Here is a 24,781-nt window from a genome sequence, read left to right as displayed (position 1 = left end):
TCTCCTTCGAGTAGCTGGTGCGTGGTCAGAGACCATCAGCTTCGTTGGAGACCCGCCCTCGTTGGCGGTGCCACACGGGTGATGAATTTCAGTGAGCGTCAGTGATGAATTTCGATGAGCGCCGTCAACCGTGTTCCTATATCTCTGGTAATTCGACCGTCAGGTCTCGTAGCGAGTACGGGGAGCGATCGTGTTCCCCTCCACGCGCGCAAGATCTGCTGTGCCGCAACGAATTCAAGTTGCTTGCTGCGGGTTTGCCGCGTCGGTTTCAAGTCGGCCCGTCCGTCGTACACACGTTTGTCGACCGAGTTCGGCAACACTGAGGGTCGCCGGTTCCGGGAGAGCGAACTTTCAGCATCCGGCATCGGCATGAATGGACCATCCAACCTGTCCAGAGGCTCCTGCGGGCCATCGATGCCTAAATCCGCTAACTTCCGACGCCGTAAAGGCTCCATAACGTCGAACCACCACGTCACGAAGCCTCGTGATCGAAACGTGATCTGTGCCATCTCGGCCAGGTGATCCCGCACTTATTTTCGGCGGCACACGACCGTCTTCGGACCCTGTGTCTCCGGTCCGCGTGGTCCGTCCCTGAGTCTCTACGGGCCGTGCTACCGGGGCTGTGTGCGCACATCGCGACACCAGCAGTGTGGCGAAATACCGTTGCGGCACAGAGGAATTGCGATCTGCTGACAGGTTCGGGGTTCTCCATTCCGATCAACTTGGTACTGCGAGGCGTCCTGGTTCCGGCAGGCGGCGTTGCGGCGTCGGGGAGCTGGTTTCGGTCGTGACTTACATCCATGTTGTTTTCAGTAAGTCAACGTGGGGCTGATCACTTCTGCTTGAAACATGTCGAGATGCGCCGTTACCTGGATGTGACCTTTTTGCGACGCGTTGGTGACCACCGCGGGTTTTACCCGACAGCACCCGCATCTCAGTCACGTACGGGCCGAAGACCTCGGCCGAAGTTTTGGAGCAGGACCTTGCACGTTTCCACATATGCACGTCGAGTCGGTTTCGCCGCCACGACGACCACCGCACTCACCTCTACATATGCACAACGAATTCGTTCGGCCGCAGCAGCGACCGGTACGCTCGCGTCGTCGCACGCACGTCGAATCGGTATTGCCGCTGCGACGACGACCGTTCTCGCCACGAGCGTCGTCGGCGTCGCGCAAGCCGGCGACACTACCGCGATCCCCAGAGTCACGACGTCGGCGATCACAGAAGAGGTTGCCAAGAGCTTTCCGGTGGGAACTGTGCGGCTCGACGAGCCTCAGGGTTCGAGTTCCGACGAGCCAGCACAGCAACCACAGGAAGCCGATCAGTCGCAAGCAGCGCACGTCGATGCCCAGACCGTAGCGACCGACGGCAATACCGCCCAGATCCAGGCCGCAGTCGTGCCGGAGGTGGCGGTCGTCCCGCCGCCGCCCCCGACGTTCATCACCGCGGCGCAGCTCGATGCGATCGCCCCACAGGCCCCGGCGGACAAGTTGGCCACCTACGTCGCCCCGCTCAATGCGGCAATGGTCAACGGCGGAATCGACAACCCCATTCGGAAAGCTGCGTTCGTCGCTCAATTGCTCGTCGAGTCCGACGGGTTCCGCACGTTCGAGGAGTATGCGTCGGGTCGCGCCTACGAAGGGCGTTCCGACCTCGGCAACACCCAGCCTGGTGACGGAGTGCGTTATAAAGGCCGCGGCGCCATCCAGGTGACCGGCCGACACAACTACGAGCTCATGAGTCAAGCGACCGGCATCGACTTCGTTGCGAACCCCGACCTGGCGGCAGCGCCGGAGTACGCCTTCACCACCGCGGTCTGGTACTGGTCTTCGCGCAACCTCAACAATGCGGCCGACATCTCGGGGATCGTGCGGGTGTCCGAGCTCGTCAACGGCGGACACAACGGACTCCCGGAGCGCCTTGCTGCCTTCGGCCGTGGTCTGGACGCATTCACGCGGTTGTGACGTCGGGCTGCGGAGACGCGTGAGTTCGAGGTCAGGACTTCGGACAGGCCAGGACGGTTTCCGCCGAACGGCCGCGGAGGGTGACGCTGTCGCCGAACTTCCACCGCGCGGCCTCGGAGGCCGATGCGTGGTCGACGGTGTTCTTGGAGGCGAGGATCGCGCCGGGGGAGTTCTTGGCGAGTTCGGAAAGCCGTGCGGCCTCGTTGACCGGATCTCCGATGACCGTGTATTCGAACCGAGATTTCGCGCCGACGTTGCCGGCCACTGCGCGACCCGACGCCACACCGACGGCCGCGCTGCACTCCGGGACCTCGTCGAGCAACCGAGTGCTGATCGTGCGGGCTGCTGCCAATGCGGATCCGCAGTGGTCCTCGAGGTCGCCGGGTGCACCGAAGATGGCCAGGGCGGCGTCGCCTTCGAACTTGTTGATGAAGCCGCCGTGCTCGTCGACCTCATCGACGACGACGTCGAAGAACCGGTTCAGCAGTTCGACGACCTCGGTCGGTGGACGTGATGCCGCGAGTTCCGTCGACCCCACGAGGTCGATGAAGAACACCGCGATCTCGCGTTCCTCGCCGCCCAGCTCGGGATTCTTGGTCAGTGCGGCCTCGGCGACTTCTTGGCCGACGTGGCGTCCGAACAGGTCGCGAATCTTCTCGCGGTCCCGGACTCCTTCGGCCATGCGATTGAAGCCACTCTGCAGTTCACCGAGCTCCGTCCCGTCGTACACAGCGAGTTGGACGTCGAGGTTGCCCCGTTCGACCTCGGCCATGCCGGATCGAACGTTGTTGATGGGTGCCGTCGTCGCGAAACCGCCCAGCAGGGTCAGCAAGAGCCCGAAGACCAGCGTGATACCGCCGAGCGACAGGATCGCGATTGCCAACTGTGTTCCGTCGGACGCGTACGGGCGGATGAAGCTGAAGATCGCGATGATCATGAGCCCGGAGACAGGTACTCCGGTTCCGAGAATCCACGACAGGATCGACCGCCCCATCACCCCGGCGATGCGGATGCGTCGGGGATCGCCGGCTTCCAGGGCACGCGCAGCTGCCGGCCGAAGAGCGAATTCGCTGAGCAGATAGCTGAAGGCACATACGACGGTTCCGCCTGCGCCGATCGTGAACGCCACTTTGGGGATGGACTGCGGGTCGATTATGCCGTCGATGGTGGTGATGAGGGCAAGACCGCACGTCCACAGCACAATCTGCATCTTGGTCAGCTGCCATGGCATGGACAGGGTCGTGACCTGCTCCTGCCGCGTGGGTGTGCGGTCCTCGATAGCCCATCGAAGTGCGCGCAATGCGCGCGTCGTGCCCCACAGAACCCCGACGGCGAACGCGCACGCGACATAAACGGGGATGACGATGAAGTTGACCCACCAATAACGGTCCAGCCGAAGCACATCCGGCCCGGGAACGACGACGGACACGAGCACTCCGACGATCAGAGCACCGATGAGATTCGCGGCGAGCAGAAATATCGTCAGCAGTATCTGAACGCGCACGCGTCGACGACGCGGGGACTCGGATGTGTCGCCGAGAAGGCGTGATCCTAGAGGCGCTACGGATCGACTCAGTTGCGGCATGGTTGTCACAGACTACTGGTCGGTCTGGCTTAGGGTGGGCGAGTGCGTCTCGTAATTGCTCGTTGCCAAGTGGACTATGTCGGCCGTCTGACCGCCCATCTTCCGTCGGCCCGCCGATTGCTCCTCGTCAAGTCCGACGGGTCGGTCAGCGTTCACGCCGACGACCGCGCATACAAGCCGTTGAACTGGATGAGCCCGCCGTGCTGGTTGACCGAGACGACCGACGACGGCACCGTCAACTGGGTCGTGACGAACAAGGCGGGCGAAGAACTCCGCATCACGATCGACGACGTCGAACTGGACTCGAGCCACGAGCTCGGCGTCGACCCAGGCCTGGTGAAGGACGGCGTGGAAGCGCACCTTCAGGAATTGTTGGCCGAACATGTCGAGACGCTCGGCGAGGGGTACACCCTCGTCCGTCGTGAATACATGACGGCGATCGGCCCCGTGGATCTGTTGTGCCGCAACGCAGACGGTGGCACGGTCGCGGTGGAGATCAAGCGTCGCGGGGAGATCGACGGCGTCGAGCAGCTGACGCGCTACTTGGAACTGCTCAATCGAGATCCGGTTCTGGCGCCGGTCAGCGGTGTGTTCGCGGCCCAGGTCATCAAGCCACAGGCGAAGACGCTCGCCACCGATCGAGGCATCCGATGCCTCACGTTGGACTACGAAGCCCTGCGCGGAACCGACAGCACCGAGTTCCGTCTGTTCTGATCTTCTCTCCTACACTCGACTACGTGCCCCGACGCAATCACGACCGTAAATCGAGCCGGAAGAACTCCGGTTCGCGTGATTCGCGACCCGATTCGCTGATGGGCGGCGCCCGTGTCGAGAGCGGGCCTGCAGGCTGGTCCGACGAAGAGTTCACGACCAGGACCGTGCCGGGCAATCGCGCGACGAAGACCTATCGCTGCCCGGGCTGTGATCACGAGGTCCGTCCCGGCGTCTCCCACATAGTCGCGTGGCCGACCGCGGATCTGGGTGGACCGGAGAACCGTCGGCATTGGCATACGGGGTGCTGGTCAGGTCGAGCGACCCGCGGACTGACGCGGCGCTGGTCGTAGACCAGCGCCGCGCCACCCCCTACGACGACGCGTCGGCCTTCTCCTTGTCGAGCACGACGGTGTCGTCGGTCGACGAGTCGTCCTTGCTCGGTGCGCCGTTCGACTCGGGTGCATCGAGCAATTCGCTTTCGCGGTTGACCGAGGCAAGCATCGCGGGCACCGAGTCGAGCTGACCACGAATTCCCAAGAGCTGCGCGAGGACACGACTACGCAGCACGCGTAGTTCCTCGGCCAGCTCCTTCGAGTGGGCGATTCGACGTTCGGACTGCTCGGTCGCGGCCTGCAGGCGTCGGGCCGCTTCGGTCGTCGCCTCTTCGATGCGGTGAGCCGCGTCGGCCTTGCTCGACGACTCCAGGTCCTCGAGTGCGGCGAGGATCTTGGTGCGACGCTCGGCCATCGTGATCTCGAAGTCTTCCTGGACCTTCGACCGCTTGGCCTCGGATTCGGCCGCCAACTTGTCCCGCTCGGCCTGCGCTGCCTCGACGATGCGTGCTGCCTCGGTGCGGGCCTGTGCCATCGTCTGCTCGTGCTCGGTCTCGAGTGCGGAGCGACGATCTTCGAGCTCGACGACGAGAGCCTCGTGACGGCCGCGCAGTCGCGCGCTCTCCTGCTCGGCGACCGACACCATTTCCTCGGCCTCGGCGTGAGCCTTCGCTCGGACCTCGGATGCCTCGTCGGAAGCCAGGCGCAGCATGCGAGAGATGCGGTCGCTCATCCCCTCCGCGGTGGTCGGCGGAACCGACAAGCGGTCGATGTCCTTACGGAGCTCGTCGATTTCGTCCCGCGCGTCGTCGAGTTGCTTTGCCAGATCGCGAGCCTGGGCCGCGGCGGCGTCACGATCGGCGGTGGTCAGCCGAAGCTCGGCGTCGAACCGCTCGAAATAGTTCGTGACCTCGTCACGGTCGAATCCTTTTCGGACTACGGAAAAGGGAAGTTGCACCCCGGTGCGCTCTTGCTCGTTGGCCATGGCGGTCAATTTACCGGTGCGTAGGTAGGAGAGCCATATGACAAGTCAGTGAATCGAGTTCGCTGCCGGCTCCACGAGTTCGACGAGCACACCACCTGCGTCTTTCGGGTGGATGAAGTTGATACGCGAGTCGGCAGTGCCGCGTCGGGGAGCGTCGTACAGCAGTCGGACGCCGCAGCCGCGAAGTTCGGACGAGATCTCGTCGATGTCGGTGACCCGGTAGGCGAGCTGCTGCAGACCGGGTCCATTGCGGTCGATGAACTTCGCGATCGTCGACGACTCGTTCAGAGGTGCCAGCAACTGAAGGGCAGCGGCGTCGGACGACGCGCCGGGCAGCGACAGCATCGCCTCGCGAACACCTTGTTCCTCGTTGACTTCCTCGTGCGTCGACACCATTCCCAGGTGCTCGGTGTACCAGGCGATTGCGGCGTCGAGGTCCGGCACCGCGATGCCGACGTGATCGATGGCAGTGACGAGGTCGGACCGCAGGGAAGGTCCGGCAGGAGCAGGCGTGGTGGAGGTCATACGACGACGTTAGCGTCAGCTGCATCTCGTCGCGCAGCGGCCCTGGCAGTGAGACCAGAGCCACTACGCCGCGTCGTAGATCTCGGGCACAATAGTCGCCATGCTGAACTTCTTCGACCTGAGCACGACGGCCAAGCGTTTTCGATTCGTCGCGGTTCTCGAGGCCTTCACCTGGCTGGGACTGCTGATCGGAATGGCGTTCAAGTACATCCCCGCCGACGGCAACGAGATCGGCGTGAAGATCTTCGGACCGATCCACGGTGCGGTTTTCGTGATCTATGTTCTCATCGCGATCGTCACCGCCGTCAAGCTGAAGTGGAACGTCGTGACGACGCTGCTCGCGCTGGTTGCGAGCATCCCTCCTTTCGGCACCGTCGTGTTCGAGGTGTGGGCCGCACGGACGGGTCGCCTGGCCGAATCGATCACGTCGCAGCCTGCGATTTCGAAGGGTGCGGGAGTCGCGTAGCCGACCTCGCCGGTAGTGACCGAACCGGGTTAGTGACAAACTGTAGGACGTGACTCGACCCGGTTCCCGCTCGTCAGCCCGTCCGCCTGCAGCCGTACCGGCCTCCATCGCCGGCGCCGTCGATCTCTCGGGACTGAAGGATCGTCCCGCACCGCCGCCCGCGGCCGACAACACCGATGGTGGGAGCGGACTGGCTCCCATCGTCGACGTGACCGCCGCGACGTTCGAGGCAGAAGTTCTGCAACGTTCCATGCAGGTTCCGGTCGTCGTCGACCTGGGTTCTTCTCGCTCACCGCAGTCGGTGGCGCTGACGCGTCAGCTCGGTCAATTGGCCGTCGAAGCGAACGGCACGTGGGTGCATGCCCGCGTCGACGTCGACAGCACCCCACAGGTCGCGCAGGCGTTCGGCGTCCAGGCCATTCCGACGGTCGTCGCCGTGGCAGGTGGGCAGCCGCTCGCCGATTTCCAGGGTTCGCAGCCGGAGGAACAACTGCGCCGGTGGCTCGACGCCATTCTGCAGGCCACGGAAGGCAAGCTCAGCGGACCTCCCGGAGCGACGTCCGAGGAGGACGAACCCGAGCCCGAGGATCCCCGCTTCGTCGCAGCCGAGGAAGCGCTCGACGAGGGCGATTTCGACAAGGCGATCGCCGCGTATCAGGCGATCGTCGACGCCGAGCCGTCGAACACCGACGCGAAAGCTGCACTGCGTCAGGTGAAATTCCTGGCTCGGGTGCAGAACCTCGACGCCGATGCGGTCACCAAGGCCGACGCCGACCCGTCGGACGTGGCTGCGCAGATCGAGGCCGCGGACGTCGAGCTGTCCGAGCAGAACGCCGAGGCGGCGTTCGATCGGTTGATCGCCGGCATCAAGCGGACCGCGGGCGACGAGCGCACGCAGTTGCGGACGCGTCTGCTGGAGCTGTTCGAACTGTTCGACTCGGGCGATGCCGTCGTGGTCTCGGCGCGTCGTAAGTTGGCCGCCGCGCTGTACTGATGCTCAGCGGTAGCGGACGTTGCACGCCTCGCGTCCGCCGAGGACTCCCGAGCGAAACGCGTCGACTCGGGAGAAGCCGCTCGGCAGCGTGACGCCGTCGATGTCACTGGCGGTCAGGCCGTCGCTCAGCAGACCCGACACTGCCTCGTCGAGGTCGCCCGGGGAAAGCCACACTTCGAGATCCGTCGCCGCGTCGATGTTCTCGGCGCTGAGACCCGCGGTGATGACGCCGGACAAGCACGCGGAACGCAGTGCCGTCTGCGGGTTGTCCAGAGGTTGTCCGGCCTCTTTCTGCACCGCAAGGGTGTAGCGCGACGCGAAGAGTACGTACGCGCTGTAGTCGCCCGACACGTTGAGTGGGATGACGTCACCCCGCCGTGGCCGCTCGGCGGTTCCGACTTCGGCCAGCGCATCGACGTCGACGCCGATCGTGTTGGTCGACGCGCAGTACGACACCGGCTCGGTCGTCGTACCCTCGGGACAGCCGGTGTCGGTGCCGTCGTAGTCGACCGTCGGTGGGTTCTGCAACGCGAGCAGCTTCTCGAACGACCGCACGAACGCTTGCAGCGTCTCGGTCGTGACCGGCAGTTCTCCGTCGTCGTCGGTGTTGCTGAACTTCTGCGGCAGGTCGGCGCGTCGTGCGTCGATCTCGGCCTCGTCGATCGCGGTGCACGCCGCGGCACCGTCGGTGAATCCGATCTGTACCGCGGTCACACGCTCGAATGCCGAACCGTGCACGGAATCCGGATCGTTGGGGTCGACGTCGCGCACGGCCACTGTCGCCGCAAGGACTCCGTTCAGGCCGTCGGACGTATTGATCGTGAAGTGCGGAGCATCGTTCTCGGCGACGTGCCGGATGAACGCGCCGGCGAAACAGTCGGCTTGCTGCTCGGCGACGATGGTCGGAGTGTCGTCCCCGACGAGAGCCGACTGGTACTGAATGGCGTGGCCGTACTCGTGCGCGATGACCATGACGACCGACATCGGGCCGAACGCGTCGATCAACGCAGGAAGCAGAATGGTGCGATCCCACCCGATGGTGCGGTCGCGTGAGCAGTACGCCGCATTGGGCACTCCGCCGGTTCGCGTTCCACAGAACCGAAGGCCGCTGCCCTCGTCCTCACTCGCGTCCCATGAAATCAGCTGGGACACCGGAGTGAACTTCTGGCCCTGGAACAACTCGGGATAGGTGTCGGTCCAGTAGCGCTGGATGTCGTCGATGGCGTTGGTGGCGATGAGATCGGAGTCGGTGCCCTCCGAGCCTCGGACCTCGAGCGTCGAGTCGGGTACGCCGGGACGCGGACCGCTGGGGCCGTCGGTGACCGGCAGACCGGCGACGGTGAACGGATTCTCGTAGATGGAGACCGCTCGGCCGTCGACGGATTGGCTGCACCCGGTGACGAGTGCAAGAGCTACGAGGGCGGTCGCCCACAGTGTGTGTCGGGTGCGACCGCCACTCATCTAACGCTCCAGTTTGATCCAGATCGCGCCGTTGGCGGGAAGCGCGACCTGTGCAGACGACGGTCGGCCATGCCACGAGTGCGATGTAGCCGTTACCTCTCCGAGATTGCCCACACCCGAACCGCCGTACGAGGTTGCATCGGTGTTCAAGATCTCGATCCAACGACCGGGCTCGGGTAGACCGACACGATAGTTGTCGTGTGTGACACCCGAGAAGTTGAAGATACACGCGACGACGGAACCATCCGTTCCGTACCTCAGAAAGCTGAGAACGTTGTTCTCCGTGTCGTTGGCATCGATCCACGAGTAGCCGCTCGGCGACGTGTCGAGCGTCCACAGTGACGGGTGCTCGCGGTAGACGGCATTGAGGTCACTGACCAATGTCAGCACGCCGCGGTGCAGTGGACCTTCGTCGAGTTGGTGCCAGTCGAGACTGCGCTCCTCCGACCACTCCCTGGTCTGCCCGAACTCCTGGCCCATGAACAACAACTGCTTGCCGGGGTGCGCCCACATGTAGGCGAGCATGCCGCGCATGCCTGCCGCCTTGGCGTGGTCGTCGCCCGGCATACGGGTCCACAACGTGCCTTTGCCGTGGACGACCTCGTCGTGACTGATCGGCAGGACGTAGTTCTCACTCCACGCGTACACCAGTGAGAACGTGATCTCGTGGTGGTGGAAGCTTCGGTGGATCGGATCGCGTCCGAGGAATCCCAGGGTGTCGTGCATCCACCCCATGTTCCATTTCATGTTGAATCCGAGTCCGCCGACGTTGGTCGGACGCGTGACGCCGGGCCACGCCGTCGACTCCTCGGCGACGGTGACGACGCCCTGGAACTTCTTGTGGACCGTCGCGTTCATCTCCTGCAGGAACGACACGGCCTCGAGGTTCTCGCGGCCACCGTAGATGTTGGGAGTCCAGCCGCCTTCCGGGCGTGAGTAGTCCAGGTAGAGCATCGAGGCCACCGCGTCGACGCGCAGACCGTCGATGTGGAATTCGTCGAGCCAGAAGAGTGCGTTGGCGACGAGGAAGTTGCGTACCTCCCGGCGACCGAAGTCGAAAACCAGTGTGCCCCAGTCGAGTTGCTCACCGCGTCGAGGATCGCCGTGTTCGTAGAGCGGCCCGCCGTCGAACCGCGCGAGCGCCCACTCGTCCTTGGGGAAGTGCGCGGGCACCCAGTCGACGATGACGCCGATGCCCTTGTCGTGCAGATGGTCGACGAAGTAGCGGAAGTCGTCGGGACTGCCGAAGCGCGACGTCGGCGCATAGTACGACGTCACCTGATAACCCCACGACCCACCGAACGGATGCTCGGCGACAGGGAGTAGTTCGACGTGGGTGAAGCCGGTCTCGAGCACGTAGTCGGCCAGCTGCTCGGCCATCTCGCGGTAGCCGAGTCCGGCGCGCCACGACCCGAGATGCACCTCGTACACCGACATCGGGGCCTGCGTGGGTTCGATTCCGGCGCGGGTGTCCAGCCACTCGTCGTCGGACCATTCGAACGTCGAACTCGTCACGACCGAGGCGGTTGCAGGCGGAACCTCGGTGGCGAATGCCATCGGATCGGCCTTGTCACGGACGACGCCGTCCGAGCCGTGCACGCGGTACTTGTAGATCGTGCCGGGGCCGATGTCGGGAACGAACAGCTCCCACACGCCGGTCGAACCGAGCGCGCGCATCGGGAAGCTCTGTCCGGTCCAGCCGTCGAAGTCACCGATCACGGTGACGCCCGAGGCGGCAGGCGCCCACACCGCGAACGACGTGCCGCTGACGTCGCCGTCGGGCGTCGTGTAGTTCTGCTGGTGCGCGCCGAGGATGTCCCACAGGCGTTCGTGACGGCCTTCGCCGAACAGGTGCAGATCCAGCTCACCGAGGGTGGGGAGGAAGCGGTAGCCGTCCGCCGATTCCGTCACGTGACCGCCGGGCCACGTGACGACGAGCCGATAGTCCATCAAGTTCTCGAACGGCACGAGGACGCTGAAGACTCCGTGCGCGACGTGCGTCAGCGGATGGTCGACGCCACCGATGCGCGCGACGACGGATTCGGCGTTCGGTTTGAGCGCGCGAATGGCGGTGCCGCCCGGAACCGCGTGCGCACCGAGAATCGAATGCGGATCGTAGTGCCGCCCTTGGGCGATCAGCTCGAGATCGCCCATGGCGGGCGGCGCGATGTCGATATTCGTCGGATTGTCGGTCATGTAGGCTCCCCACTCATTTCCGGTTGCCGCGGTATGCCAGCTCGAGTCGCGCCGGGTAGGGGATGGGCGGAAGCGTCAATATGTGCGCCACCGCCTTCCATGGCTCCAACCTGACGAAATTCGTTTGCCCCCAGTTGAACTGCTGGCCGCTGACCTCGTCGGTGACGGTCATCGTGTCGTGCCAGTCGTGTCCGAGCTGCGGCATGTCGAGCCAGATCGTTCCCTCTTCCGGGCCGAACGGATTCAGGTTGACGACGACGAGAACCGAATCGCCCGTGCCCGGATCGAACTTCGAGTAGGCGATGAGGGCGTCGTTGTCGACGGCGTGAAAGTGGATGTTGCGCAACTGTTGTAGCGCTGGATGCGCCCGTCGGATGGCGTTCAGCGAGGTGAGCCACGGCTCGAGCGATTCGCCGCGGGCCAACGCACCTTCGAAGTCACGCGGACGCAGTTGATACTTCTCGGAGTCGAGGTACTCCTCGCTGCCGGGACGTACCGCCTGATGCTCGAACAGTTCGTATCCGGAGTACACACCCCACGTCGGCGACAGTGTCGCAGCGAGTGCGGCCCGCAGGGCGAACATGCCGGGACCGCCGTGCTGCAGACTCTCGTGCAGGATGTCCGGGGTGTTGACGAACAGGTTGGGTCGGGCGTCGTCGGCGCGCCGTGCATGCTCCTGCGCGAACTCGGTCAGTTCCCACTTCGCGGTCCGCCACGTGAAATACGTGTAGGACTGGGTGAATCCGCGCATCGCCAAGCCGTACATACGAGCCGGTCGCGTGAACGCCTCGGCCAGGAAGAGAACGTCGGGATCGCTCTTCTTGACCTCGGCGATCAGCCACTCCCAGAAGTCCGGTGGCTTCGTGTGTGGATTGTCGACTCGAAAGACCTTGACACCCAGCGAGATCCAATACCTGACGACGCGAAGAACCTCGTTGTAGATCCCTCGGCGGTCGTTGTCGAAGTTGACGGGGTAGATGTCCTGGTACTTCTTCGGTGGATTCTCCGCGTAGGCGATGGTGCCGTCGGGCAGAACGGTAAACCACTCGGGATGCTTCGCAGCCCAGGGATGATCGGGAGCCGCCTGCAACGCCAAGTCCAACGCGACCTCGAGATCCAACGCCCGTGCTGCGTCGACGAACGCGCGGAAGTCGGCTTCGGTACCCAACTCCGGGTGGATGGCGTCGTGCCCACCGTCCTTCGACCCGATGGCCCACGGTGAGCCGACATCCTCCGGGCCCGGGGTCAGAGTGTTGTTCGGGCCCTTGCGGTTGACGGTGCCGATCGGGTGGATCGGCGGCAGGTAGACGATGTCGAAGCCCATTCGCGCGATGCGGGGCAACTGCTCGATCGAGGTCGCGAACGTGCCGTGACGCGGACTGCCGTCGTCGTTCCATCCGCCCGTCGAACGGGGGAAGAACTCGTACCACGAGCCGTTGAGCGCGCGGGCACGATCGACCCAGATGTTGATGGCGTTCGAGCGCGTGATCAGTTCGCGAAGGGGATACTCGTGCAGTATTTCGACGACACCGGGCGCGAACGCGGGGGCGACGCGTGCCGGCAACTGACGGTCGGTATCGCGCAACGCCGCGGACACGTCCTGCAGCAGAGACCTGTCCCCGCGCGGAACACCTTTCGCGGCACGCTCGAAGATCTGAGCGCCGACCTCGAGATCGTTCGCGAGATCCGCGGCGCTCTGGCCGACGCCCAGTTTCGCTTCCACCGCGTGCCGCCATGTGGCGACGGGATCGCTCCACGCCTCGATGCGACAGATCCAGTAACCGGGTGTCGTGGGTGTGAACAGCGCATCGAACGTGTCCGGCTCCCGGCCGGGAGTCATCGTGATGCGCAGAGGAGTGCGTATCCCCGGCCCGCGCACGGCAAGTGTTGCCGCCACCGCGTCGTGGCCTTCTCTCCATACGTCCGCCGACACCGGAAATGCTTCGCCTACCACCGCTTTCGCGGGGTACTTTCCGGTAGTCGTGTCCGGAAGGACATTGTCGATACCGAGTCGACCTGTCACTTCACGCTCCGTTCTTGGCTAGGGGCTGAGCCACACTCGGTGCGGCCGTTCGAGTAACTGTTGGTCGGCGTGTTCTCAGAGACAACCGTAGTGCAGTGACCTCGCCTTCGCTCTCGTCGCACGGACAGGCCGACCGTGCAAACAGGCGTCGACAAGTCGGTGCACGGTCGCCTCGGGGTGGGTAGGGTTCGACCCGTGAAAGCTTTGCGTCGGTTCACTGTCCGAGCCCACCTGCCCGAGCGCCTGAATGCCCTGGCCGAGTTGTCGACAAACCTTCGCTGGTCATGGCACCCGCCGACGCAGCGGCTGTTCGAGGACATCGACCCGAGGCTGTGGTCCGAGCTGGATCGTGATCCCGTCGGGCTGCTGGGTGCCGTCGGACCGTCGAGGCTGGAGGAACTGGCGTCGGACGCGGAGTTCGTCGAGCGCCTCGGTGCATTGGACGCCGACTTGCGTGACTACCTCTCGCGTCCGCTCTGGTACCAGAAACTGCAGCAGTCCGACGCGTCGATGCCGTCGAGTATCGGCTACTTCTCCATGGAGTTCGGCGTCAGCGAAGTGCTGCCCAATTATTCGGGTGGACTCGGCATCCTTGCGGGTGACCATCTGAAGGCCGCGTCGGATCTGGGCCTCCCGCTCATCGGTGTCGGTCTGCTGTATCGATCGGGATATTTCCGTCAATCCCTGACGGCGGACGGTTGGCAGGCAGAGCGGTATCCGTCGCTCGATCCGCAGGGGCTGCCCTTGCGGTTGCTGACCGATGCGTCGGATGCGCCGGTTCTGATCCACGTGTCGATGCCGGGTGGACGCGTGCTCCGGGCGCGAGTCTGGATCGCGCAGGTCGGCCGAGTCCCGCTGCTGCTGCTCGACTCCGACATCGCCGACAACGACCCGGAACTGCGCGGAGTGACCGACCGTCTGTACGGCGGCGACCAGGACCACCGCATCAAGCAGGAGATTCTCGCCGGGATCGGCGGCGTGCGCGCCATCCGCGCCTACACGAACGCACACGGGCTGCCCGACCCCGAGGTGTTCCACATGAACGAGGGACACGCAGGCTTCCTCGGTGCCGAACGCATCCGCGAACTCGTCACCGGTGGAGGGCTGGATTTCGACGCGGCGCTGGCGTCGGTGCGGGCAGGGACCGTGTTCACGACGCATACTCCCGTCCCGGCCGGCATCGACCGGTTCCCGGCCGACCTCGTGCGTCACTATTTCGGCAGCGACGACGGCAGCGCGGAGTCGGCTCTGCTGCCCGGGCTGCCGATGGATCGCATTCTCGCGCTGGGCGCCGAGGCGGACCGTTCGGTCTTCAACATGGCGCACATGGGGCTGCGGCTCGGCCAGCGCGCCAACGGTGTGTCGAAGCTGCACGGCATCGTCAGCCGCGAGATGTTCAACGATCTATGGCGCGGATTCGACGCTGCCGAGGTGCCGATCGGTTCGGTCACCAACGGTGTCCATGCGCCGACGTGGGCCGCGCGGGAATGGCTCGAACTCGCTCAGGAGACGGTCGGGGAGCAAGCACTTCAGGAGGCACGCGGCTGGGAACAGCTCGAGAACGTGTCGTCGGCAACGCTGTGGAACACGCGGAATGCGTTGCGTGGCCAGCTCGTCGACGAGGTGCGTCGACGCGTCCGCCGTTCGGCGCTCGAACGAGGATCGACCGAGGCCGAAATAGGCTGGACAGCAAGCGTGTTCGATCCCGATGTGTTGACGGTCGGCTTCGCGCGACGGGTGCCGACCTACAAGAGGCTGACGCTCATGCTGCGCGAGCCCGAGCGGCTGCGCCGGTTGCTTCTCGACCCCGACCGCCCGGTTCAGCTCGTCGTGGCCGGCAAGTCGCACCCGGCCGACGACGGCGGCAAGGCTCTCATCCAGCAGATCGTCCGCTTCGCCGACCAGCACGACGTTCGTCACCGCATCGTGTTCCTGCCGGACTACGACATGTCGATGGCCAAGTTCCTGTACTGGGGATGCGACGTCTGGCTCAACAACCCGCTGCGTCCGCTCGAGGCGTGTGGCACGTCGGGGATGAAGTCCGCGCTCAACGGTGGGCTGAACCTGTCCATCCGCGACGGGTGGTGGGACGAGATGTACGACGGCGAGAACGGTTGGGCCATACCGACTGCCGACGGCGTCACCGACGAGAACCGTCGCGACGACCTCGAAGCCGCCGCGCTGTACGAACTGCTCGAGCAGTCGGTGTTGCCGAAGTTCTACGACCGTACCGACGGCATCCCGACGCGGTGGATCGAGATGGTGCGTCACACGCTGGAACATCTCGGACCGCAGGTGTTGGCCTCGCGTATGGTGCGCGACTACACGCTCGGGTACTACGGACCTGCCGCGCGTGCGGCGCGCACCGTCGACGCCGACGGGCACGTGGGTGCGAAAGACGTTGCGGCATACCGTCGTCGCGTGGAAGCGGAATGGGATGCGGTCGACGTCGTTCAGGTGGACAGCGAAGGGTTGCCGGACACGCCGGTGATCGGTGCGAAACTGACTCTGCGAGCGTACGTTCGGCTCGGCGCGCTCGAGCCGTCGGACGTCGTGGTGCAGGCCGCGATCGGCTGCGTCGACGCCGAGGACGAACTCACCGACGTACGGTACGTCGAGATGGTGCACACTGGTACCGATGCGCTCGGCGAGGCCTTCACGGTCCACACCGAACTGCCACTGAGCGGTGCCGTCGGCTACACCGTCCGGGTTCTGCCGCACCACGAGCTACTGGCGAGCGACTCCGAACTCGGCCTCGTGAATTCGGCTCGGCCCTGACGGGCCGTTCCTGATGGGTCGTTCCTGCAGGCTCCACTCCCGGCCCTGACGGGCCTTTCCTGATGGGTCGTTCCTGCAGGCTCCACTCCCGGCATCAACGGCTTTGGGCCAGCCGGGTCAGAGCCCTGCGCACCACCTCGGGGTCCGACGTCTCCCAGAACGGTGGGAGCGAGGCCCTGAGGTAACCGCCGTAGCGGGCGGTGACGAGGCGTGAATCGAGCATCGCGACGACGCCTCGGTCGTCGACGCTGCGCAGCAGTCGACCCACACCCTGGGCGAGCAGCAATGCGGCATGATTCGCGGCGACCGCGAGAAAGCCGTTGCCGCCACGGGATTGGACGGCTTGCTGCCGCGCCACGAGCAGGGGGTCGTCGGGCCGCGGGAACGGAATGCGGTCGAGGATGACCAGGCTCAGTGACGGACCGGGCACGTCGACGCCCTGCCAGAGCGACAGCGTGCCGAACAGCGACGTGGCTTCGTCGTCCGCGAACTTCTTCACGAGCGCGCCCGTCGAGTCGTCGCCCTGACACAGCACCGGGGTGTCGAGGCGTTCGCGCATCTCCTCGGCTGCTGCTTTCGCCGCGCGCATCGACGAGAACAGCCCGAGCGTCCGGCCACCGGCTGCGGTGACGAGTTGTTCGATCTCGTCGAGGTACTGCGGTGACAGGCCGTCACGCCCGGGTGGCGAAAGATGTTGCGCCACATATAGAATTCCGGCTTTCGCGTGGTCGAACGGAGAGCCGACGTCGAGTGAGTTCCAATGGATCGACCCCGTGTCCGACGGCGCCTCGGTGCCCGTCGCCGTCGCCGTGTCGCTGCGTCCGGAGTTCTCGGCGGGTAGCCCCCAGTTGACGGCCAGGCCGTCGAAGGAACCGCCGACGGTGAGCGTCGCCGACGTCAGGACGACGGTGGATTCCGCGAACAGGCGGCTGCGCAACAACCCGCCCACGGACAGCGGCGCCATGCGCACGGTCCGTTTGACCGACCCGCGAAAGTCGTCGACCGCGTGCCAGACGACGTCCTTGCGCTTGGCCGGATCCGGCTCGTCGAATGCGGTGAGTACGCGCACGGCGCTGTCGTGCACCTCGTCGACGGCCACCAGTGCCGCGTTGCGAGCCGCGGCTGCCTCGGGATCCATCGTGGCCTGTCCACCGCGGCTCGGGCCGATCGCCGTCCGCACTGCCCACGCCGAGTCGCGAATCGATGCGAGCGCTGCGTCGACGCCCTCCGGCAGCGCCGCCCACCGTCCGGGTGGCATGTCCTCGAGTACGGCAGCCCAGTTCTCGGCAGCCCCCTCGAGCGCGTCGACGATCTCTTCCTCGATCAGCTTGTTGCTGCGGCGGGCCGCGGCGGTGATGGTAGAGGCGGACAGTTCGGACGTGGCGACTCCGGTGACACGGTCGACGAGTTCGTGTGCCTCGTCGATGACCACGACGTCGTGCTCGGGGAGTATCTGGATGCCGGTGATGGCGTCGATGGCCAGAAGCGCGTGATTCGTGACGACCACATCGACCTGCGACGCCTCGGCGCGGGCGCGTTCGGCGAAGCAGTCCTCGCCGACCGGACACCGGGATTTGCCGAGGCATTCGCGTGCGCTGACGCTGACCTGCCGCCACGCTTGGTCGCTGACGCCCGGAGTCAGATCGTCACGGTCCCCGGTGTCGGTGTTCGACGACCACTCGGTCAACCGGACGACTTCACGGCCGAGCCGCGACACGGCGAACGCGTCGAACAGTTCGGCTTCCGGTGCTTCCTCGGACGCGCCGGTGTGAATCTTGTTCATGCACAGATAGTTGTTGCGGCCCTTGAGGATCGCGAACCTCGGCCGGCGTCCGACGGCGTCCTTCAACGCGTCGGCGAGCCGGGGGAGGTCGCGGTCGACGAGCTGACGCTGCAGCGCGATCGTCGCCGTCGAGACCACGACGGTGCGTCCCGACTCGACCGCGTGTCGAATGCTCGGCACCAGATACGCGAGCGACTTGCCCGTGCCCGTGCCTGCCTGCACCGCGAGATGTTGCCCGGTGTCGATGGAATGCGCGACGGCCGACGCCATCGTCAGCTGGTTGGTCCGCTCCTTGCCTCCCAGCGCGTGCACCGCGGTCTTCAGCAATGCGGGCACGGTGGGGAGTTCGGTCGAAGACGGCACCGGAGCAGACTACTGCCCCACGAGTGCGGCTGCGCCGCCCGTGCGTGCATAGTTGGACCCTGGCCCAACTATGCACGCACGGGCGCGAAGCGCATCAGACGAACCGCGTCGGCAGCGCCGGTTCTCCCTGCGACAGCTTCAAGCCCTCCCACGGCAGGCTGACGAGACGTCCGGCCAGCAGTTCGCGAGACTCCTTCAGCGTGGGCCGGTCCGCGACGAGTTCACCGCCGCGCACCATCGGCACGCTCAGTTCGACGGCCGTCAATCCGGCGTCGACGGTCGGCGCGCTGCCGAGTGGATGCACGATCTCTTCGACGGCGGTGCCCGTGTCGCGGGTCGTGCGCGTGGCGGCCTTTCTACCCCCGCGTGATTCCTTGTGGCTGCTGCGCTTGGCGACGGGACGGTCGTCGACCGCGACGAGCTTGTAGACCATGCCCGCGGTGGGCGCGCCAGAACCCGTCACGAGGGAGGTTCCGACGCCGTAGCTGTCGACGGGTTCGGCGCGCAGGGCTGCGATGGCGTACTCGTCGAGGTCGCCGGAGACGACGATCTTCGTACGGGTCGCCCCGAGATCGTCGAGTTGCTGGCGCACCTGACGGGCGAGGACGCCGAGATCACCGGAGTCGATGCGGACGCCGCCGAGTTCGGGTCCTGCGACGGCGATGGCGTTGGCGACGCCCTGCGTGATGTCGTAGGTGTCGACCAACAGCGTCGTGCCGACCCCGAGGGTGCGGACCTGGGCTGCGAACGCGGCCTTCTCGTCGGGTCCGTCGGGGCCGGTGTGCAGCAACGTGAACGCGTGCGCCGACGTACCTGCCCCCGGAACGCCGTGTCGGCGAACGGCTTCGAGGTTCGACGTCGCGGAGAAGCCGGCAAGATACGCCGCCCGCGACGACGCGACGGCCGCCTCCTCGTGGGTGCGCCGCGATCCCATCTCGATGAGCGGTCGGTCTCCGGCGGAGGTGACCATGCGCGCGGCCGCTGAGGCGATGGCGCTGTCGTGATTGAGGATCGACAGTGCGAGCGTTTCGAGTACGACGCACTCGGCGAAGGTTCCGCGCACGGACAGCACGGGTGAGCCGGGGAAGTAGAGATCGCCTTCGCGGTAGCCGTCGATGTCGCCGGTGAAGCGGTAGGACGACAGCCAGTCCAGTGTCGTGCGATCGAGGAACGACGACACGGTGTCGAGTTCCTCCTCGCCGAATCGGAAGCGACTCAGCGCACTCAGAAACCGGCCCGTTCCGGCAACGACGCCGTAGCGGCGGCCACCGGGCAGGCGCCTCGCGAAGACTTCGAAGCTGCACGGCGTATTCGCCGAACCGTCGGCGAGGGCCGCCGACAGCATCGTCAGCTCGTACTGGTCGGTGAACAGCGCGGTACTACGCACCGTGCCCGTATTGTCGGATTCGTCCGTCGAGGGTTGAGACACAGGGACAACAGTACGAGGCGCGGGGGTGAGGGTGTGTACTTCGTGCATCGCGTCGTACGCTGTTCCCATGGCTTCATCGACGGCACGAGTGACCGTGGGCAGGGTGGGCGCATCGCCGACGCTGGCCGCTTCACCCCAGGCGGTACCCGCCGAGACCGAGGCCGTGGCGAGGGACGAGGCGCAGGATGTGCCCTGGGTGACCATCGTCTGGGACGACCCGGTGAACCTGATGCACTACGTCACCTTCATCTTCCAGAAGCTGTTCGGCTACAGCAAAGCCAAGGCCACCGAGCTCATGATGCAGGTGCACTCCGAGGGCAAGGCAGTCGTGTCGAGCGGTGAACGCGACAAGATGGAGAACGACGTGCGCAGGCTCCACGCGGCAGGTCTCTGGGCGACGATGCAGCAGGACAAGTAGCGCGAATCCGAACGCGGATTCCTTCGATGCACCAGAGACGGGGTTCCAACAGCTGTGCGCACGTGGAGTAGGAAGAATTCACTCGGCGGACTCAAGATTCGTTCGGAGATGGATGCGCGCGAGGCAACCGTGCTGCGCTCGCTCGTCGAATCCGTCCTCGGGTTGTTGAGCGAACGTTCCAAGAACGCACCGACCGACGAACTCGCGCAGCTGACCGGTCTGCGCACCGGGCACAGCACGCCGCCCGACGACGCGGCGCTCGCACGTCTGCTGCCCGATTTCCACCGCGGCGACGACGAATCCGCCGACACCGCCGATCTCAACGGTGCGTTGCGTGGCCTGCACGAGCCGGAGATCATCGACGAGAAGCTCGCCGCGGGAGCCGTCATACTCCGCACCCTGCCTGCCGACGGCGGGAAGATCGCGCTGACACCCGAGCAAGCAGACGCGTGGCTGATGGGACTCAACGACGTACGATTGGCCCTCGGAACGACTCTGGGTATCGACGCCGACACCCCGGAAGTTCTCGACGAGGGCGATCCGCGAGCTCCGCACCTCGACGTGTACCACTGGCTGACCTGGATGCAGGATTCTCTGGTGCAGGTCCTCACTCCGTAGGAGCACCTCTTGGGGGCAGGCCCGAAGGATTCACTGACCGACGTCGCCGGCCTGCTCGTCGGGCACCATCACGAGATCGATCCCGACGCGCAGCTCGGCTCGGGGGCGGCAACAGGGTGTACCGTCGTGCGCGCGCTGGGAGGCGCGGTGGCCGCGGTCGACGTGCGTGGCGGCGGACCAGGAACTCGTGAAACCGATCTGCTCGATCCGAGTCATTCTGTGCAGCAAGTCAACTCGGTGTTGCTGACCGGCGGCAGTGCGTACGGACTCGCCGCGGCCGACGGTGTCATGCGGTGGCTGGAGGAGCACGGTCACGGCATCGCGATGGGCAGTCCCGACCAAGTCGTGCCCATCGTTCCTGCGGCCGTCGTCTTCGATCTTCCGGTGGGGGACTGGGCCGTTCGACCGACGGCCGAGTTCGGCTATCGGGCCGCCGCGGCTGCCGCGGAGGATTTCGCCACCGGCTCGGTCGGCGCGGGCACCGGCGCACGCGCCGGCGTACTCAAGGGCGGCGTGGGCACGGCGAGTATCGTCGTCGAGGGTGGGCCGGCGGACGGCGTCACCGTCGGTGCGCTGATCGTCACCAATCCGGTCGGCTCGGTGTTCGACCCGCGCACCGGATTGCCCTGGGGAGTCGGTTCGCAGGGGGCCAACGCATTCGGCATGCGCAAGCCCGACGTGCACGAGCTGTGGAACGCGAACGCTCTCGCACCGAAGGGAACCGCACTCAACACGACGATCGGCGTCGTTGCAACCGACGTGGATCTGTCGGCGTCGGCGTGCAAACGCGTCGCAGTCGCCGCGCACGACGGGCTCGCCCGTGCGATCAGGCCGGCTCACTCGCCGCTGGACGGTGACACGATCTTCGCGTTGTCGACCGGGACCAGGTCGGTGGTCAGCGAGACGTCGATGCCGACGGCGTTCATGCAGGATCTGCCGGTGCTCGACGCGGTCACGGCGGTTGCCGCCGACGTCGTCGAACGTGCCATCGTGCGTGCGTTGCTCGACGCGACGACGATCGCCGGTATCCCGACGTACCGTCAGATCTTCCCGTCCGCGTTCGAGTCCTGACCGGCAGGCGGCTCACGTCGGTAGGCTGAACCGGAGACCTGGTCGACATGGACGAAAGGCCCGTCGTATGACCGCGAACCCGTATCTGCCTGCCCCGACGCCGAAGCGCCCGGTGTGGCAACAGGCCGCGATGGTCGTCGGCGGATTCGTCGTATTGCTGTGGATCATCGAGCTGATCGATGTCGCGTCGGGAAGTCGTGTCGAGGATGCGGGGATCAACCCTCGCACCGTCGACGGCCTGTGGGGCATTCTGTTCGCGCCTGTGCTGCACGACGACTGGACGCATCTGATCGCGAACACCGTGCCCGTTCTCGTCCTCGGGTTTCTGGTGTTGCTCTCCGGAATCGGTCGTGGACTCACGGCCACCGGCATCATCTGGGTTCTCGGAGGCGTCGGAACGTGGTTGACGGCGGGAGCGGGCACCAACCACATCGGTGCGTCGATTCTGATCTTCGGGTGGATCACCTATCTGCTGACGCGCGGCATCTTCGCCCGTAACCTCGGTCAACTCGCCATCGGTGTCGTGGTTTTCGTCATCTACGGCGGCGCCCTGTGGGGTGTGTTACCGACCGATGCCTTCGTCTCGTGGCAGGGGCACTTGTTCGGCGCCGTCGGCGGAGTGGTTGCCGCGTGGACGTTGTCGGCGGACGCACGTCAGGCACGCAGGCAGAACTCTTTGTCCTGACTCGTAGCCACGGTGTCGCGGACGGACGTTCGATCGTGGTGGCCGCCCGAGAACGAAGCGTCGAATTCACGCTGTGAAAACTCGCCGATCGTTTCGGCGCCGGGCAAAGTCGTGGCAGCATGACAGACATGCGAATTACCGTCCTGGGATGTTCCGGGAGTGTGTCGGGACCAGACTCTCCGGCGTCGGGCTATCTTCTCGACGAACCGGAAACGTCACCGGTGGTTCTCGACTTCGGCCCCGGCGTTCTCGGCGCATTGCAGCGGTACGCAGATCCCGGCGACGTCAGCGTTTTCCTGTCGCATCTGCATGCAGATCATTGCCTCGACGTTCCTGGTCTTCTCGTGTGGCGTCGATACCATCCGAATCCGCCCGAGGGTCGCGCTGTCGTCTACGGCCCGAAGGACACTGCGTTCCGGCTCGGCGTCGCATCCGCCGAGTGCGGCGGCCAGATCGACGACATGTCGGACACTCTGGATCTTCGCCGTTGGGCCGACGGGCGCACCATCCAGCACGGCCGACTGACCGTCCACACCCGGCAGGTGTACCACCCGCCGGAGTCCTACGGAATGCGCATCACCACCGGCGAGGGAAAGATCCTTGCCTACACCGGCGACACCGGAATGTGTCAGGCGGTGCGCGACGTCGCCCAGGGCGCGGACGTGCTGCTGTCGGAGGCGTCGTGGACGCATGCCGCAGATCGTCCCGTGGGAGTGCACCTCTCGGGTACCGAGGCAGGCCAGCTCGCGCGTGAGGCGGGAGTCGGTGAGCTCCTGCTGACACACATTCCGCCGTGGACGTCGCGCGAGGACGTCATCGCGGAAGCGAAAGCGGAATTCAGCGGACCGGTGCACGCCGTCCTGCCGGGGGATGTCTTCACCGTCTAGGCAGGCGGGCAGGCGGGCAGGCAGGCAGGCGGGAGTGGAGCCTGCGGAATGACCCAGGTTGCAGCAATCGCTAGGGTGGCAAGCGTGTCGAGACGAGAAGACGGAAGAGCGGACGACGAACTCCGCCCCATCAAGATCACCCGCGGTTTCACCAGCAACCCTGCAGGTTCGGTGCTGGTCGAATTCGGCAACACGAGAGTGATGTGCACGGCCAGCGTCGAGGAAGGTGTTCCGCGGTGGCGTAAGGGCTCGGGCCTCGGCTGGCTCACCGCCGAGTACGCGATGCTGCCCGCCGCGACTCACACGCGCAGCGGCCGCGAGTCCGTCAAAGGCAAGGTCGGCGGTCGCACCCAGGAGATCTCGCGGCTCGTGGGGCGTTCGCTGCGCGCGTGCATCGATCTCGCGGCCATCGGCGAGAACACGATCGCGTTGGACTGCGACGTTCTGCAGGCCGACGGTGGTACCCGCACGGCCGCGATCACCGGCGCGTTCGTCGCTCTGTCCGACGCCGTGACGTACCTGCGGGCTGCGGGCCGTCTCGCGGATCCGCAGCCGATCTCGTGTGCCATCGCCGCGGTGAGCGTCGGTGTCGTCGACGGGCGAGTGCGTCTCGACCTCCCCTACGAGGAGGATTCGCGCGCCGAGGTCGACATGAACGTCGTCGCCACGGACACGGGGACGCTCGTCGAGATCCAGGGCACCGGCGAGGGTGCGACGTTCCCGCGTTCGACGCTGGACAAGCTGCTCGACTCGGCACTCGCGGGCACCGAGAAGCTTTTCGAGGTGCAGAAGGCCGCGCTGGCCGAGCCGTACCCCGGTGTTCTGCCCGAGCCCGTCGCCGAGACGTCGAAGAAGAAATTCGGTGCCTGACGTGAAGCTGCTCGTCGCGAGCCGCAACGCGAAGAAATTACGCGAGTTGCGGCGCGTTCTCGACGCCGAGGGAATCTCCGGCATCGAACTCGTCGGATTGAACGAGGTGCCCGAGTTCCCGGAGGCGCCCGAGACCGGTGCGACATTCGAGGAGAATGCGCTCGCCAAGGCCCGCGACGGTGCCGCGGCGACCGGGATGCCCTGCGTCGCAGACGATTCCGGAATCGAAGTGGATGCGCTGAACGGGATGCCCGGGGTGCTGTCCGCGCGGTGGTCGGGTGCGCACGGCGACGACGACGCCAACACTGCTCTGCTGCTCGCTCAATTGCGGGATGTGCCCGACGAACGCAGGGGAGCGGGGTTCGTGTCCGCGTGTGCCCTGGCGGTTCCCGGGGGTGACGAAAGTGTCGTGCGAGGGGAGTGGCGAGGCGTGATCGCTCGTACTCCGCTGGGGGAGAACGGTTTCGGCTACGACCCGGTGTTCGTGCCCGAGGGCGACGGCCGATCCGCAGCCGAGCTCGGTCCCGAGGAGAAGGACGCCGCGTCGCACCGCGGTAGGGCGCTTCGATTGCTGGCACCCGCACTGCAGGCGCTGACGAAGTGATGTGCCGTCGCCGACGGTGAATTACCG

General features: G+C 65.7%; 21 protein-coding genes. 13 read left to right on the top strand and 8 right to left on the bottom strand.

Translation table 11 applies throughout. The annotated features are described in order from the left end of the window. Window positions 1-983 precede the first annotated feature (983 nt). Window positions 984-1,967: a glycoside hydrolase family 19 protein gene (locus tag RhoFasB10_RS19845; RefSeq protein WP_068420986.1), complete on the top strand. Its 984-nt coding sequence runs from the start codon at window positions 984-986 to the stop codon at window positions 1,965-1,967. Window positions 1,968-1,998: 31 nt separating this feature from the next. On the opposite strand, the gene RhoFasB10_RS19840 is transcribed toward RhoFasB10_RS19845, so the two are convergent. Further along, entirely contained in the window at window positions 1,999-3,552 is a 1,554-nt protein-coding gene (locus RhoFasB10_RS19840; RefSeq protein ID WP_068420987.1) for an adenylate/guanylate cyclase domain-containing protein, read from the bottom strand. A 42-nt stretch (window positions 3,553-3,594) separates the two neighbouring features. On the opposite strand from RhoFasB10_RS19840, the gene nucS reads away from it, so the two are divergent. Both nucS and RhoFasB10_RS26465 read left to right on the top strand, forming a co-directional pair. Continuing rightward, the gene (gene nucS, locus RhoFasB10_RS19835) at window positions 3,595-4,266 is read left to right on the top strand and encodes an endonuclease NucS (RefSeq protein WP_068420989.1); all 672 of its coding nucleotides are present in this window, start codon (window positions 3,595-3,597) and stop codon (window positions 4,264-4,266) included. 23 nt (window positions 4,267-4,289) lie between these two features. Further along, window positions 4,290-4,616: an ATP/GTP-binding protein gene (locus RhoFasB10_RS26465; protein ID WP_114331511.1), complete on the top strand. Its 327-nt coding sequence runs from the start codon at window positions 4,290-4,292 to the stop codon at window positions 4,614-4,616. Between the two features lie 19 nt (window positions 4,617-4,635). Here the strand turns inward: RhoFasB10_RS26465 and RhoFasB10_RS19825 are convergent, their stop codons facing one another. Continuing rightward, entirely contained in the window at window positions 4,636-5,583 is a 948-nt protein-coding gene (locus RhoFasB10_RS19825) for a hypothetical protein (protein ID WP_114331510.1), read from the bottom strand. Between the two features lie 45 nt (window positions 5,584-5,628). Further along, complete coding sequence (gene mce / locus RhoFasB10_RS19820) at window positions 5,629-6,108, bottom strand: methylmalonyl-CoA epimerase (RefSeq protein ID WP_167678140.1); 480 nt, start codon at window positions 6,106-6,108, stop codon at window positions 5,629-5,631. Window positions 6,109-6,199: 91 nt separating this feature from the next. On the opposite strand from mce, the gene RhoFasB10_RS19815 reads away from it, so the two are divergent. Both RhoFasB10_RS19815 and RhoFasB10_RS19810 read left to right on the top strand, forming a co-directional pair. Beyond that, a complete protein-coding gene (locus RhoFasB10_RS19815; RefSeq protein ID WP_174551342.1) occupies window positions 6,200-6,574 on the top strand; it encodes a DUF3817 domain-containing protein in 375 nt (124 codons plus the stop codon). Between the two features lie 49 nt (window positions 6,575-6,623). Next, window positions 6,624-7,568 carry a tetratricopeptide repeat protein gene (locus tag RhoFasB10_RS19810; RefSeq protein WP_346764436.1) on the top strand — a complete coding sequence of 315 codons (945 nt, stop codon included), beginning with the start codon at window positions 6,624-6,626 and terminating at the stop codon, window positions 7,566-7,568. 3 nt (window positions 7,569-7,571) lie between these two features. On the opposite strand, the gene RhoFasB10_RS19805 is transcribed toward RhoFasB10_RS19810, so the two are convergent. The 3 genes from RhoFasB10_RS19805 to RhoFasB10_RS19795 are packed head-to-tail and all read right to left on the bottom strand — an operon-like array spanning window position 7,572 to window position 13,248. Next, window positions 7,572-9,029, bottom strand: coding sequence for a metallopeptidase (locus RhoFasB10_RS19805; protein ID WP_167678138.1), 1,458 nt, complete (start codon window positions 9,027-9,029; stop codon window positions 7,572-7,574). Beyond that, on the bottom strand, window positions 9,030-11,225 hold the full coding sequence (gene glgB, locus RhoFasB10_RS19800; protein WP_167678136.1) for a 1,4-alpha-glucan branching protein GlgB: 2,196 nt from the start codon (window positions 11,223-11,225) through the stop codon (window positions 9,030-9,032). Between the two features lie 13 nt (window positions 11,226-11,238). Then, a complete protein-coding gene (locus tag RhoFasB10_RS19795; protein WP_167678134.1) occupies window positions 11,239-13,248 on the bottom strand; it encodes a maltotransferase domain-containing protein in 2,010 nt (669 codons plus the stop codon). A gap of 195 nt (window positions 13,249-13,443) precedes the next feature. Here RhoFasB10_RS19795 and glgP point away from each other — a divergent pair, with 195 nt between their 5' ends. After that, window positions 13,444-16,026 (top strand): alpha-glucan family phosphorylase, encoded by a 2,583-nt coding sequence (glgP, locus tag RhoFasB10_RS19790; RefSeq protein WP_167678132.1) that lies wholly within the window; start codon window positions 13,444-13,446, stop codon window positions 16,024-16,026. 94 nt (window positions 16,027-16,120) lie between these two features. Here the strand turns inward: glgP and RhoFasB10_RS19785 are convergent, their stop codons facing one another. Together RhoFasB10_RS19785 and RhoFasB10_RS19780 are read right to left on the bottom strand one after the other, a co-directional pair. Next, on the bottom strand, window positions 16,121-18,172 hold the full coding sequence (locus RhoFasB10_RS19785) for an ATP-dependent DNA helicase (RefSeq protein ID WP_167678130.1): 2,052 nt from the start codon (window positions 18,170-18,172) through the stop codon (window positions 16,121-16,123). Between the two features lie 94 nt (window positions 18,173-18,266). Next, a complete protein-coding gene (locus tag RhoFasB10_RS19780) occupies window positions 18,267-19,703 on the bottom strand; it encodes a nicotinate phosphoribosyltransferase (RefSeq protein WP_261768822.1) in 1,437 nt (478 codons plus the stop codon). Between RhoFasB10_RS19780 and clpS the strand changes: the two genes are divergently transcribed. The 7 genes from clpS (at window position 19,669) to rdgB (ending at window position 24,754) form a co-directional block, all read left to right on the top strand. Continuing rightward, a complete protein-coding gene (gene clpS / locus RhoFasB10_RS19775) occupies window positions 19,669-20,019 on the top strand; it encodes an ATP-dependent Clp protease adapter ClpS (RefSeq protein ID WP_174551339.1) in 351 nt (116 codons plus the stop codon). The genes RhoFasB10_RS19780 and clpS overlap by 35 nt on opposite strands. Before the next feature lie 54 nt (window positions 20,020-20,073). Then, on the top strand, window positions 20,074-20,637 hold the full coding sequence (locus RhoFasB10_RS19770; protein ID WP_167678128.1) for a DUF2017 domain-containing protein: 564 nt from the start codon (window positions 20,074-20,076) through the stop codon (window positions 20,635-20,637). A 9-nt stretch (window positions 20,638-20,646) separates the two neighbouring features. Continuing rightward, the gene (locus RhoFasB10_RS19765) at window positions 20,647-21,708 is read left to right on the top strand and encodes a P1 family peptidase (RefSeq protein WP_167678126.1); all 1,062 of its coding nucleotides are present in this window, start codon (window positions 20,647-20,649) and stop codon (window positions 21,706-21,708) included. A gap of 67 nt (window positions 21,709-21,775) precedes the next feature. Beyond that, the gene (locus RhoFasB10_RS19760) at window positions 21,776-22,393 is read left to right on the top strand and encodes a rhomboid family intramembrane serine protease (RefSeq protein ID WP_068421007.1); all 618 of its coding nucleotides are present in this window, start codon (window positions 21,776-21,778) and stop codon (window positions 22,391-22,393) included. Window positions 22,394-22,521: 128 nt separating this feature from the next. Next, entirely contained in the window at window positions 22,522-23,280 is a 759-nt protein-coding gene (locus tag RhoFasB10_RS19755; protein WP_174551340.1) for a cyclic nucleotide-degrading phosphodiesterase, read from the top strand. 84 nt (window positions 23,281-23,364) lie between these two features. After that, window positions 23,365-24,150: a ribonuclease PH gene (gene rph, locus RhoFasB10_RS19750; RefSeq protein ID WP_068421010.1), complete on the top strand. Its 786-nt coding sequence runs from the start codon at window positions 23,365-23,367 to the stop codon at window positions 24,148-24,150. Continuing rightward, a complete protein-coding gene (gene rdgB / locus RhoFasB10_RS19745; RefSeq protein ID WP_068421013.1) occupies window positions 24,143-24,754 on the top strand; it encodes an RdgB/HAM1 family non-canonical purine NTP pyrophosphatase in 612 nt (203 codons plus the stop codon). Before rph ends, rdgB begins: the two co-directional genes overlap by 8 nt. Window positions 24,755-24,781 lie beyond the last annotated feature (27 nt).

This window comes from Rhodococcus sp. B10, assembly GCF_011770055.1.
Lineage (GTDB): Bacteria > Actinomycetota > Actinomycetes > Mycobacteriales > Mycobacteriaceae > Rhodococcoides > Rhodococcoides kyotonensis_B.
The sequence above is the reverse complement of the archived record's forward strand: the minus strand, read 5'-3'. Positions and strand labels throughout refer to the sequence as shown.

Excerpts from the sequence above, each read along its gene's own strand:
- RhoFasB10_RS19840 (WP_068420987.1), bottom strand. The coding sequence starts at position 3,552 with ATGCCGCAACTGAGTCGATCCGTAGCGCCTCTAGGATCACGCCTTCTC.
- RhoFasB10_RS19825 (WP_114331510.1), bottom strand. The coding sequence starts at position 5,583 with ATGGCCAACGAGCAAGAGCGCACCGGGGTGCAACTTCCCTTTTCCGTA.
- mce (WP_167678140.1), bottom strand. The coding sequence starts at position 6,108 with ATGACCTCCACCACGCCTGCTCCTGCCGGACCTTCCCTGCGGTCCGAC.
- RhoFasB10_RS19805 (WP_167678138.1), bottom strand. The coding sequence starts at position 9,029 with ATGAGTGGCGGTCGCACCCGACACACACTGTGGGCGACCGCCCTCGTA.
- glgB (WP_167678136.1), bottom strand. The coding sequence starts at position 11,225 with ATGACCGACAATCCGACGAATATCGACATCGCGCCGCCCGCCATGGGC.
- clpS (WP_174551339.1), top strand. The coding sequence starts at position 19,669 with ATGGCTTCATCGACGGCACGAGTGACCGTGGGCAGGGTGGGCGCATCG.
- RhoFasB10_RS19760 (WP_068421007.1), top strand. The coding sequence starts at position 21,776 with ATGACCGCGAACCCGTATCTGCCTGCCCCGACGCCGAAGCGCCCGGTG.
- RhoFasB10_RS19755 (WP_174551340.1), top strand. The coding sequence starts at position 22,522 with ATGCGAATTACCGTCCTGGGATGTTCCGGGAGTGTGTCGGGACCAGAC.